Below are 12,086 nucleotides of genomic sequence, written 5' to 3' on the forward strand. Positions count from 1 at the left end.
GAAGCTGTCACTGAGGGTCAAAATGACTTTCAGAGACAGCTTTTTTCATTGAATGTAGATACGCACTAAAGTGCCGTTAACGAAACCAACCCGATTTCGTGCCTATATTTCAACACCTTGAAACTGATAAACAGCTTTTCCGACACAAAAAAGAGCCGCCCGAAAAGTCAGGTGAAAATGACTTCTCGGGCGGCTTTTATTTAGTTATTGTTAGATTGTGAAGAATTCGGGGTGGATATAGAAGGGTTGGAATCTTGGCCTTGATTCCCTTGCCCTTGGTTGCCCTGATTCCCCTCGTTCCCTTGATTTCCTTGATTCCCTTGATTCCCTTGGTTGCCTTGATCGTTCGGATTTCCTTGGCCATCTTGATTGCCTTGGTTACCCTGGTTTCCTTGGTTATTTGAGTTGTCTTGGTCGGGATTACCTGGGTTATTTTGATCGGGTTGGCCATCGTTGTCAGAATCACCCTGATCAATGTTTGGATCTTCAAATTCATTGTCTGGATCCTCATCCGGCTCCTCTTCGACGTCCGGCTCATCTGCTCCTTCTAGCAGCAGTTGGGTGGAAGTCGCGCCGCTTGTATAGCCACCCATGCTGGCAGTCACGCTGAATGTATAGGTCTTGCCTAATTCTGCTCCCTGGAAGACTGCTTGGTGATCGGCAGTAGTTGTGATACTTTGCGCTGCGCCTCCGTCAATCGATACGCTAACGTTGAACTCAGGATCTCCAAGATCTTCAAATTCATCTGGAACGTCATAATTCCACTGCAATTCAATGGAATTTGAATCGGCATCAAATTGTGCGGTCAAGTCAGTTGGACTCGGCAATTCAATCTGTTCTGGCACTTCTTGTATGGTAGGAAGTGTTCCCCTGACGAATAATTCCGTCCGCACTAAATTGCTCGGAGTGAACGAACTAGCCAAGGCGAGTGGATTACTGCCTTTGACAATTTTTGCTTCTTCCACTGAGTTTGGCTGTGTGAATCGGTCAGGATTGTTTGCAATGCTGCTCATGACCGTTTTGAATAATTTTTGCGGTACGTGTCGGCCTTTATCATATGTTGTAATTGGCGTTACATAATCCGCATAGCCACCCCATGTGGAGATCGTATACTCCGTCGTGTAGCCTGTGAACCAAGTATCGGGTACGTCTGTGTTTTTCATATTATGCTTTTTCATCGTATCGGCAGAGTAGTTGGTCGTCCCGGTTTTACCTGCGATGTCCATTCCGCTAATTGCAGCGTTTATAGCTGTTCCTTCAGAAGTTAAGACGTCACGCAACATATCTGTAATCATATACGCTGTAGAATCTTTCATCGCCGTCACGGGATCTGGACGAAGATTTTTCTCTGTTTTCCCATCACGTAGCGTGATTTTCGTCACGGCATGTGGTTTCGTGTAAATCCCGCCATTGCCGAATGCAGCATAGGCACCGGCCATTTGCACAGTGGAGAATCCGCCGCCACCGCCCAATGCGTCGCTGGAATTGATCGTGTCATAAGGTAAGCCAAGTGTCTCAGCAAACGCTTTGGCATTTTTTGCTCCGACTTCCTCGAACGTTTTAACGGCAGGAATATTTCTGGAATAGTATAATGCCTCCCGCATTGTCAATGACCCAAGGAATCGTCCGTCTGCATTATTGATGGATTTGTTCGTGCCTTTATATTTATATGGTTCATCTACAACTGTTTGACCTGTAGACCAGCTGAAGTTCTCAATTGCCGGGGCATAAGAGAGAATAGGTTTAATGACTGAACCAGGTTGACGTTTTTGCTCCGCGAAGTTCAAGTTCCGTCCCGCGTACTCACGTCCTCCGCCAACAGCGACAATGGCACCGGTTTTTGTATCCAGCACGGTCATGCCCGCCTGCATTTTTTCCGATTCATAATAACTCGGATCATCGAGGGCGGCTTCTACTGTTTCCTGTACTTTAGGATCGAGTGAGGTTTGTACCGTGATGCCTTCTGCCAATAAATCGGATAGACCAGCTTCCTCTAGCTCATCCAATACGGCGTCTACGTAGGCAGGGTACTTACCATTCGCTTGACGTTCTTCTTCAGGTAATAAAGTGGCTGTGACAGGTATTTTCTTAGCTGCTTCCATCTCTTCTTTTGTGATCTTTTCGTGTCGGTACATAAGTGTCAACACGATGTTTCGGCGCTTCTCCGCACGTTCTGGATGTTTGAACGGATTATAGCCATTCGGATATTGAGGCAATCCTGCAAGCATTGCAGTCTCTTGCAAATCCAATTCATTGAGCTTCTTGCCATAGAAATAGTTTGCTCCTGTACCGAAACCATATCGGTTACCGGACATTAATATTTTATTGAAATACATTTCGAAAATTTCTTCTTTTGAATACTCTCTTTCCAATTTAAACGCAAGCCAAGCTTCTTGAGCTTTTCTTTTTAATGTCTTTTCATCCGTTAAAAATGAGTTTTTGATTACTTGCTGCGTGAGTGTAGAAGCACCTTGGGAACCAAAACCGCTTCGTAAGTTTCCGAGTACTGCTCCGCCTAGACGATAGAAATCCAACCCGTGATGTTTGAAGAAACGGATGTCTTCAGTTGCTAAAATAGCATTTTTCATTTGTTCGGGTATTTCATCATACGGTACATAATCTCGTTTCTCCGCACCAAATTTCAAGAATATATCTCCATCTTTTGTTAGAAAGTTGGACGTGAGCGGATCTTTTAGAAGCTCTTCATCTAAATCAGGTGCTGTACTCGCATAATAGGCGAACAATGAAGCGCCTCCGACTAAGACGGCGAGACCTAGTATGACAACCGCCATTATGATTTTCTTGAACCATCCTTTAGGCGCTTTTTTACGAGGCTTTTTTCTTTGCTTCGCTTCCTCTTGCTTCCTTCTAGCGGTTCTTGAGTTTATATTGTCACTCATGCTTTTTCCTGCCTTTCAATGTCTTGATCTATTCGTTCGCGTTGAAGCCATTGTTCAACGGCTTGTAAGTAATCTAGCCTGGGTTGGTAACCTGTTGTAATCTCAATGGATCGCTCTTCCATTTCCTCCAATGTGATCGACTTTCTTCCGCCGTCTTCCATACGTTTCCATAGAGGGTGAAATTGTTCGAACGGCAATAAGAAGTATCTGTCAAGTGAACTGAAATGAATAATAAAAAAAGCAAGGCCCAATTGATCTATTACGTGCTTCATATGAAGCACTTGATGCGAATGAATATTTTGCAAAGGAAAAGATGTTTTATTCTTTGTCTCTTTCGCTTCGAAATCCACATAGCGGCCTTTAAAGACCCCGTTATAGTCTGTAGTGGAAGGTGTGCGGAAATACGCTTCCGTAATGACTGCCGCGCTTCTAGCTGGATATCGGACATTGACTATTTGAATGGGGACCGGCTTTTTATGGATTACCGCCTTTTCATTAGCCAAATAATATTCATTCGTGTCGTTTAGTTCGTCTTCCAATGATTTACCACGGTTACTGAAGGAGTGGGCAAAGGTTTTCTTTTTTGCTGCTGGTACGGACGGATTATACTTTTTTCCGTTAGGATAACGAATCGCCAATGTGACCACCTCGCGCTCTTAATCATACCATACCCACTACTAGACGAGTTACCAAAAAGAAAGTTTCACAGCAATGTAAAGCTTTGAAAAATAACTTGCGGAATACTTGTTCGTAATAAGTGGAGTAGGGGCTGGCTTTCTGATAAAATATAGATAAGCATAGAGTGATGAAGGAGTTTTATATGATGAGTTTAGTTGAAGAGACAAAGAGCTTGCTTGCCATTTGTGACGAATGTGAGCAGCGTTTTTATACAATGAGAGAAACCGATCATTCACCGGAGTTTTTTGAAGAAGTGAAGCCTTATGCGGACCGCAGCCATCGTGCGATCGCGGATTGGTCTGCGGATATGAAGGTTTGGATCAAGGTTGCTAAACCACGATATGTTCATGAAGTGCAGATCGATTCATTAAAAGATTCGATGACGCAATTTGTCGTCCAATCTTTTTATAAAGAGACCGGGAAGAAGCGTTTTATCTTATCTATCAATGCTGCGCGCTATACATTGCAGACTGTTTTGAATGCAATGGGCAATGAAACCGGAGAGGGCCGTCCGAATGAATAAACAAAATATACCTGAAACCATTCAACGATTATTTGCTGATCCACGTTTTGGGCCGAATATTTCCTATATCGAAACGTTGAAGGAGCAAGAAGCAAAACTTGCTGAATTTCCGCCTGCTTTGCATCCTTCCATTCGACAAGCGTTGGCGGGAAAAGGTATTTCCCAGCTTTATAGCCATCAAAGGCAAGCGTTCGACGCAGTCAGTAAGGGCAACTCGATTACGGCGATCACTCCGACAGCGTCAGGGAAGTCGCTTTGTTATCATCTGCCCGTGCTGCAATCCATCTTGGATAATCCTTCTTCGCGCGCATTGTATTTATTTCCGACCAAAGCATTGGCGCAAGACCAATTGGCGGATTTGCATGAATTGATCGAAGATAGCGGGGAGACGATTTTAAGCCATACGTATGATGGGGATACGGCACCAGGATTACGGGCAAAAGTTCGAAAATCCGGGCATATTATTTTGACCAATCCCGATATGCTGCATTCGGCGATCCTGCCTCACCACACGAAATGGATCTCATTGTTTGAGAACTTGAAATATATTGTGGTGGATGAACTTCACACATATAAAGGAGTGTTCGGCAGTCATGTCGCGCATGTGTTGAGGAGATTGCAGCGCATTTGCCGGTTTTATGGCAGTGATCCAATTTTCATTTGTACCTCTGCTACGATTTCAAACGCGAAAGAATTAGCCGAGAACTTAACGAATCGGGAAATGGTGCTCATCGATCAAAACGGCGCACCACGCGGAAAAAAACACTTCGTTTTCTACAATCCGCCGATTGTCCATGATGTCTTTGGCATACGAAGAAGTGCGGTCCTTGAAGTGCGGGATTTAGGCGCATTTCTTTATCAGCAGCATATTCAGACGATTATCTTCGCACGCAGCCGGGTCCGCGTAGAAATGCTCGTTACGTATATGAAAGAACTGACGAAAAAGAAGTTATTTGATGAGACGGTGATGGGGTACCGCGGAGGCTATCTTCCGACGGAGCGCAGAAAAATTGAAAGCGGACTGAAAAACGGTGATATACGCACGGTCGTCAGCACGAACGCTTTAGAGCTTGGAATCGACATCGGTCAGCTGCAAGCCTGTATCATGACGGGATATCCGGGAAATATAGCAAGTGCCCTGCAGCAGGCAGGACGAGCGGGGAGACGGCAGGAAGATGCGTTGATTATTTATGTAGCGCAGTCTATGCCGCTCGATCAATACATTATTAAACATCCGTCGTATTTGCTGGGTCAACAGCCTGAAGAAATTCATATTCATCCGGATAATATGTTGATTTTAATGGATCACTTGAAATGTGCTTCATTTGAATTGCCGTTTTCTTCAACAGAAACATACGGTGAGTTCGAAGTGCAGGAACTGCTGGCATTTTTGCAGAGCGAAGGCGTGCTAATGCAAACATCGGATAAATGGCACTGGATGACGGATCGTTTTCCAGCAGGAGAAATCAGCTTGCGATCTGCTTCACAGGAAAATGTGGTTATCATCGATCAGTCATTTCCGAAAGAAACCCGGGTCATTGGAGAAATGGATCGTTTCAGCGCGATGACACTTTTGCATGAGGAAGCGATTTATTTGCATCAAGGTACGCAGTATCAAGTGGAGAAATTGGACTGGACAGAGAAAAAGGCATATGTCACGGTCGTAGACGTCGACTATTTCACAGATGCGAATTTAGCGGTGGAATTGAAAGTGATTAGTGAAGATAAGAGGCAGGACGCGGGAGAACGGACGTATGCGTTTGGTGATTTGGCGGTGCTTGCGATCCCGACGATTTTTAAGAAGATTAAGTTTGGAAATAACCACGACAATATCGGTTCGGGTCCAATATCGCTTCCAGCAGAGGAATTGCATACGAATGGTACTTGGCTTGCATTCGATGTACCGGAAGGGTGGGGAAAATCCAATCTGACGGACGCCATGGGTGCGGCAGCCTATGCCATCCAGTCGCTTATACCTTTATTCGTTAAGTGTGATCGAAGCGATATACACGTCGTCCCGCAGGTGAAGGCCACACATACACAAAAGCCGACTTTCTACATTTATGATAGTTACCCAGGGGGCATCGGACTGAGTGAGAATATTTTTAACCGCTGGGATGAGCTGCTAAGCATGACGGCAGAACATATTAATGATTGCCGCTGTGAAATTGGATGTCCGATCTGTATTGGAGCACAGGAAGCTGGGCAGACACAGAATAAGTTGAATGCCGAACAGTTGTTAAGAGATTTGGTCAAATGAAAAGGGGAGTCGAGGCGGTCAACGCTTCGACTCCTCTTCTTCCATTAGTTTATAAATCATCTTCCGGTTAATCCCTGTGCACTTCTCTAGTTGCCGTCCGCTCTGTTCCGGATTTTTTCTCAATTCTTTTTGTAACATGATCACTCGCTGCCTTTTCAAGTCAGGGCATTGTTTGTTAGGTGCTAAATGTTTGAACGGACCGAAACGTTCCTGATCCAACTTCAACGTCGACGACTGGCTGCCAACCATTTTACCTAACGCCTCAAGCGACAATCCCCGATGTTCAGTAAGTATCTTCTGCGCCTTGGCATATCGCTCACGGGCATTCTCCAATACTTCACGCTCCATCGCTTCCTCCATTGATTCAATCCTTATCTTTACATCTACATTCACTTCTTGCGGCAGAAGGGCATGCAGAATCAACAGATTATCCTGTAACGTAGCAGAAGGGAACAGGCTACCGATCAATTTCTGCTGATCAACTGGATCGAGCAGTTCTTCAAAACGGCTGGCCACACCGAAAAACTCTGCAACTGTATCAAAGTTTAACTTATCTTTCTGAATCAAATACTGCTTTCTTTTTCGCTCTTTCAAGTCATTCTGAATTTGCTGTGCCTGTTTCTCCAACAACTTATGACGTTCGTCTAATTTTGCTTTTGACCATTTATCATCTAGATAGAGATCCAGCAGCTTGTCCATCTTGGAATGCACATCAGACTTCATTTTCTCCAATCGCTTTACATCGGCATCCAGACGTACCAGCTCAGCCTCATCGAAATCAGAGTCGATATACTCAGCAATCTTACTAGTATCGGTCAGGATGTCCTTAACGGCTTTCGTGATGCGGTGCTTGATGCGTTTATCATTAATAGTTGGTTTTACCTGACATGCATGATATGTCTCTTGGTTAGTATGGGTCAGTACATATAAGCCGTATCTCTGTGACTTATCTTTATTGTAAGTATATTGTTTCTTCACGCTGATTTCTTTCTGGCAAGAGTCACAAACAATTTTCACATCTCGAAGAAAATGGGGGTCTGCCGGTTTGCGACGGTATCGCCTACTGAGTTCATTCTGGATACGGGCATACATAAGTTCAGTACGAAGTGGGGGATAGACGTTAGGTACAGTAATGGTTTCCCCATTGCTGAAAGACTTCTGCAGCACGCCATGATATGCAGGGTTCTTCAGCTTGCTGAGTACTTGCTGGCTTGTCCATCGCTTGCAATCAGCTGTCTTGCTAATCTTGTTCAGCTCTTTCGCAATGGCAGTAGCGCCAAGCCGTTTCTCAATGTACAGATCATCGATGTAGGGGATCAGCCAAGAACGTTCCTCATTCACCGTGATTTCCTCGGTATCCTTGTTGTAATGGTACTCTTCCGGCTGCTTACCCCATACCTTACCTTCCCGAGTCTTCTGACGTTTTCCACGCATCATCTTACGAAGTAAATCCCGTCTTGACCTTTGAGCGAGAAGGTTTTTCAAATCGGAAATGAATTCATCATCTTCATTCGCTAAATCCACAATGTTTCCTGGCTCTGCAATCTTGACACGGTTCTCACGAAGCACACCTTTTAGGTATTCCCATTTGATTGTATCCAAACGGGAGAGTCGGTCCTGCTCTATGCAGAGGACGACATCGATCTTACCGTCTTCCACCTGATCCAGCATTGCTTCCAGGCCGTCTTTGTCCAGCTTGGTTCCACTGTCTACGTCTTTAAAAATATCGACTATGTGCAGTTTTGTGATTGGGCGTATCGGATTAGCTCGGTTGTCTGAGCGTTTAGGCTGTATCGATCTTCTTGGAGTTTGGTTGATACGCGGATATAGATGGCTGCTCTCAGAGAAATCACCCCTATGATTATTATCGTAAATCAAATTAGAATGTACGTTCTTTTTTATTCTTAAAGAAAACTCACCGGCAGGTGAGTGGTTATAAACAAATTTATTTATATAGACATAATTTTTATATCTTTATCGATTAATTGTATTGTAGAATCTATTGATGAAATTAGATCATTTGTATGCTGTTCTGGAATTGCATTTAATGTCTTTTTATAAGCTTCTAACTTGGTAATGCAACGATGGCAACTGTTAATAGTATCATCTGAAACTTCTATACCTAACTTATCAGAACATCTTATCCAATTATCTAGTGAGATAGATTCTAATGCTGATAGATTATTTCCAATTTCTACATCGCCCTTAAATGTTTCTAATATTTTTTTATTGCTTACAAGTTCTGTTTTAATTAATCGCAGTAAAGAAAAGCTAGAAGAAATAGTTCTCTTTCCATCTAATTCAATATTTTTATTCACTTGGTATGTCGCTACCAAATATGCTACAATACCTCCCATAATTCCTCCTATCACGTTGCCTAAACTACCTATAATAGGAGGTATAACTTCATAATTATTCCGAGAATAATTAAATAAAAATATAATAGACAGAGTTACAGATATGGTTAGTATAGAAATTGCGATAGAAAGTAATATTAAGGAAGACATAGAAAGCTCAAACTTTCTTTTCAAATGTGACACCTCATCTTAATTTAAGCATGAAAATAATTTTCCAATAACTTCGTTGCCGTTGATCTTCTCAATTATTTGGGCTCCTTGTAGGGTTTGTACGTTATCCTTCCCCACACCTACAGGTGGAGAGGTATGAGCTAAAGGGCGTTCTGGGAATTTAAGTAATGAAAAGTAAACATCAAGATGATCAACGACTATATCTTCTGCTAAATTGCTTCCACATTCATAACATTGCTTTGGTATTTTGGACTTGTTTAAGACGTTATTATGTTTTAATAGAACTGTTTGACAAACTGGGCACCTTGCAACGTATCTTACTGAAAACAAGCTAATTGATTCTTCATAAGTGCAATACGAAAATAATTCAAGTGAATAACTACTGTCGATATTGCAGTCAATGCTAAATTGCAAAGGGTTTAAATAATGTCGGGTGTTAGGTTTTCTAGTAGCTAGCCACCAATCAAATATATCAATGTCATGATCGCTAACTTGTCTTTTCTTCAAATTCTTTAATGATGGAAAGTACATAATCCTGAACCTCCTTACTTATCCAGTATTTTTTCAGGAAATTAATAACTACATAGTCTTTATTAACTTCTAATCTTGTAATAATAGTATTGGACTCTTCATCTTCCAATAGGGTAGATTGTTCAGGCTCTTCTTCACTTTCCTCAAGCTCCTCAACTTCAAATAGTTCTAGCTGTTGTTGTACCTGTAAAGCAGAAGATGAAATTATTTGACCTGAGAACCATTTTATCCATACTTTATCCAGCTTTTTAATTTCGTCAATCGTTTCTCTAATATCAAAGTAGATATTGGCAACATCCAACCCGTCACTATCTCCTGATAACACATTTGCAGAGGCACCTGATAAATCTGTCAAAGAAATTCTATCAATTACACCTGCTCTATCAATATGGTATCGTAAATAATTATGTATGTCATTAATGATGAGATTTCTTTCTATCAAACGCATGTACCTATTGGTTATATCATTAATATCTGAGTCACTTGATATTCCAACTGAAGGTAAAAAAGTATCTTGAAATCTAAATATTTCTTCTCTCTTCTGATTAACTATTTGCCTGAAAGGTTCTTCAGCAGCCTCAGTAAACTCTTTAAACATTTTATAAAATACTTCTTTAAAATAAATCATATTTGAGCGTTTTAAGGAAAAAATAGTTTTCAGTCTTTCCAGTATATATTCATAGGTTTTTTTAGAAGTATGGTAATTAGAGACATATTGTTGTGTATGAGGTTTTACTTTAACTATTACGTATTGTTCATTGGTATTAATTTCTACCCAAATGTAATCGGTGAATTTATCTTTATCACCGGTATAATCCTCGGTAGGTTCGACCTCTTTATAAAAACACAGCTCTATTTTTTCTGTTTTACTAGGTTCTTCACTGTTACTCAATATATTTAAGTAAATTAAACTACCATCCTCTAAATCATCCCTAAGTAGGTCATTGAAGTTGTCTGAAGGAAGCTCATTAGCTCTTAGGTTGTTCTTGACTGTGGTTACATCCTTTAATATAGCTAAGCCAGAAATTTCAAAACGAGAGAAAAATATTTGTCTGTTCTTCCCATTACTAATTTCTAATTTAACGAATTCTAGAAAGCTATTATAAAATATATCATCATTAAACATATTTTCAATTCTCTCAACTAATTGTTGCTTATTACCTGAATATCTGTAGCCGTGTGCTTTTAAGTGATTGGAGTATCTATACTTAAAAATGTAATCATCAATACCTTCTGGTATTTGCTCATGCTTTATGTTTCGCAATATATCAACCCCTCTGTAGTTATGAGAAATGTAACAAGGTTTCTTTCTAACTAAAACTCTTAAATAAGACATCGATTTGAGTCAAGCTTATAATTAATAATCAATTTGTCTCGCAACCTTGTGATAGTGAGATATCCCCATATCAACGGTAAAAATTAACACGTTCATTTAAACCGTGTGGATCTATTTTCTTTAGATGTACAATTTCCTCTGGAACGCCGTAGACGGAAGCTAATTCTTGTACGGTCATAGTTCTACTCGTATGTTCATACAAAGATTCGTCAGGCATCAATAACTCAACTGCAAATCGGTTGGCTTCCACTTCGACCTGTTCCACCGCAAAGAAAGTATTCCTCTTCATGAAAGAGGTACTGGCCTTCGGATGAAGGATAGCATGTCCCAGCTCATGAGCGCAGACAAATGTCTGCAGTCTTTCTTCGATCGCATTGTTAATATGTATGAACTGGATCCGTTTATAACTGTTGTAAAAACCCAGGGCGCTTCCCAGCGACTCATACAGCACGGTGATGCCGCGCTGCTCTGCAATCTCGAACGGATTATTCGTTTGGTATTTAGCCATCAACTTGGCAGCCGTTTGTTTCGGCATGGGCATCACTCCCTCTTATCTATATTTTTTCGGGGTGAATTTCTGCATTGCCATGCGTTTCGCTAAACGCAATGAATTTTCCAATGAAGCCTTCAGTAGTTCCCGATCCTCTTCGTCCATGTCCTGCATATCGCGACCATCGAACGCTGCGTACCCATCCTTTGAATCCAAAGCATTCAGCATATTTTCTAAGTCCTTTGCGATATCGCGTTCTTCTTTTGCTGTTAGCTCAGGCAGATTATTGTCTGCTTTACTTGTCTCTACTCGACCTAAAAGATAATCAGTTGAAACATCAAAGAAATCTGGCTGGCGACTACCTTGTTCATAATTAGCAAGCTTCCCTCTTGAAACTCCGAGCCTTTCAGCCATTTCGTATTGACTTAAGCCCTTTTTCTTTCTAAGTTCAGCCAGTTTTTGCCCTAACAAAATTGGTCACCTTCTTCCAGTGTTATAACTACATTATAGGAAACAATAAGTTTCTATTCTACAAATGAAACAAAACGTTTCTGTGTAGTGTTAATTAATTAGAAACAAAACGTTTCTTTAAGGAGGTGAACAGAATGCGGGAGAAGTTAATTGCCATGCGTGGCGAAGATTCACGGCCTTCTGTTGCAGAAGATTTAGGAATTACCCCACAAATGCTTGGAGCAATAGAGAGGGGAGATCGAACACCTTCGCTCCCGTTAGCAAAAAAAATCGCTGATTATTACCAAACTTCTATTGAAGAGATTTTTTTTAAGGGAAATGGAAACGAATCGTGTCTAAAAATAAAAAAAGTAGTTGGATAGAGGGGTG

The 12,086-nt window shown here is 41.5% G+C and carries 11 protein-coding genes; 3 read left to right on the forward strand and 8 right to left on the reverse strand.

Annotated features, from left to right (window positions below):
• Positions 1–200 precede the first annotated feature (200 nt).
• Positions 201–2,900, reverse strand: a complete 2,700-nt coding sequence (locus MKY93_RS07185) for a transglycosylase domain-containing protein (protein WP_340758635.1) — start codon at positions 2,898–2,900, stop codon at positions 201–203.
• Entirely contained in the window at positions 2,897–3,538 is a 642-nt protein-coding gene (gene recU / locus MKY93_RS07190; protein WP_340758636.1) for a Holliday junction resolvase RecU, read from the reverse strand. The genes MKY93_RS07185 and recU overlap by 4 nt, the downstream gene beginning before the upstream one ends.
• Positions 3,539–3,723: 185 nt before the next feature.
• Between recU and MKY93_RS07195 the strand changes: the two genes are divergently transcribed.
• Both MKY93_RS07195 and MKY93_RS07200 read left to right on the forward strand, forming a co-directional pair.
• A complete protein-coding gene (locus MKY93_RS07195) occupies positions 3,724–4,101 on the forward strand; it encodes a YppE family protein (protein WP_221836823.1) in 378 nt (125 codons plus the stop codon).
• Entirely contained in the window at positions 4,094–6,361 is a 2,268-nt protein-coding gene (locus tag MKY93_RS07200) for a DEAD/DEAH box helicase (RefSeq protein WP_340758637.1), read from the forward strand. The genes MKY93_RS07195 and MKY93_RS07200 overlap by 8 nt, the downstream gene beginning before the upstream one ends.
• Before the next feature lie 18 nt (positions 6,362–6,379).
• Here MKY93_RS07200 and MKY93_RS07205 read toward each other — a convergent pair whose 3' ends face one another.
• From MKY93_RS07205 to MKY93_RS07230, 6 genes are all read right to left on the reverse strand, one after another.
• On the reverse strand, positions 6,380–8,239 hold the full coding sequence (locus MKY93_RS07205) for a recombinase family protein (RefSeq protein WP_340758638.1): 1,860 nt from the start codon (positions 8,237–8,239) through the stop codon (positions 6,380–6,382).
• Positions 8,240–8,310: 71 nt separating this feature from the next.
• Positions 8,311–8,892 carry a hypothetical protein gene (locus MKY93_RS07210; RefSeq protein WP_340758639.1) on the reverse strand — a complete coding sequence of 194 codons (582 nt, stop codon included), beginning with the start codon at positions 8,890–8,892 and terminating at the stop codon, positions 8,311–8,313.
• 15 nt (positions 8,893–8,907) lie between these two features.
• Entirely contained in the window at positions 8,908–9,420 is a 513-nt protein-coding gene (locus tag MKY93_RS07215) for a hypothetical protein (RefSeq protein ID WP_340758640.1), read from the reverse strand.
• Positions 9,377–10,684 (reverse strand): hypothetical protein, encoded by a 1,308-nt coding sequence (locus MKY93_RS07220; RefSeq protein ID WP_340758641.1) that lies wholly within the window; start codon positions 10,682–10,684, stop codon positions 9,377–9,379. The genes MKY93_RS07215 and MKY93_RS07220 overlap by 44 nt, the downstream gene beginning before the upstream one ends.
• Positions 10,685–10,826: 142 nt before the next feature.
• A complete protein-coding gene (locus MKY93_RS07225) occupies positions 10,827–11,291 on the reverse strand; it encodes an ImmA/IrrE family metallo-endopeptidase (protein ID WP_340758642.1) in 465 nt (154 codons plus the stop codon).
• Positions 11,292–11,306: 15 nt separating this feature from the next.
• Positions 11,307–11,717 (reverse strand): helix-turn-helix domain-containing protein, encoded by a 411-nt coding sequence (locus MKY93_RS07230; RefSeq protein WP_340758643.1) that lies wholly within the window; start codon positions 11,715–11,717, stop codon positions 11,307–11,309.
• A gap of 125 nt (positions 11,718–11,842) precedes the next feature.
• On the opposite strand from MKY93_RS07230, the gene MKY93_RS07235 reads away from it, so the two are divergent.
• On the forward strand, positions 11,843–12,079 hold the full coding sequence (locus MKY93_RS07235; RefSeq protein WP_340758644.1) for a helix-turn-helix transcriptional regulator: 237 nt from the start codon (positions 11,843–11,845) through the stop codon (positions 12,077–12,079).
• Positions 12,080–12,086: the final 7 nt, after the last annotated feature.

This window comes from Sporosarcina sp. FSL W7-1283, assembly GCF_038003105.1.
In the GTDB taxonomy this organism is placed as follows: Bacteria; Bacillota; Bacilli; order Bacillales_A; family Planococcaceae; genus Sporosarcina; species Sporosarcina newyorkensis.

Excerpts from the sequence above, each read along its gene's own strand:
- MKY93_RS07185 (WP_340758635.1), bottom strand. The coding sequence starts at position 2,900 with ATGAGTGACAATATAAACTCAAGAACCGCTAGAAGGAAGCAAGAGGAA.
- MKY93_RS07195 (WP_221836823.1), top strand. The coding sequence starts at position 3,724 with ATGAGTTTAGTTGAAGAGACAAAGAGCTTGCTTGCCATTTGTGACGAA.
- MKY93_RS07200 (WP_340758637.1), top strand. The coding sequence starts at position 4,094 with ATGAATAAACAAAATATACCTGAAACCATTCAACGATTATTTGCTGAT.
- MKY93_RS07215 (WP_340758640.1), bottom strand. The coding sequence starts at position 9,420 with ATGTACTTTCCATCATTAAAGAATTTGAAGAAAAGACAAGTTAGCGAT.
- MKY93_RS07225 (WP_340758642.1), bottom strand. The coding sequence starts at position 11,291 with ATGCCGAAACAAACGGCTGCCAAGTTGATGGCTAAATACCAAACGAAT.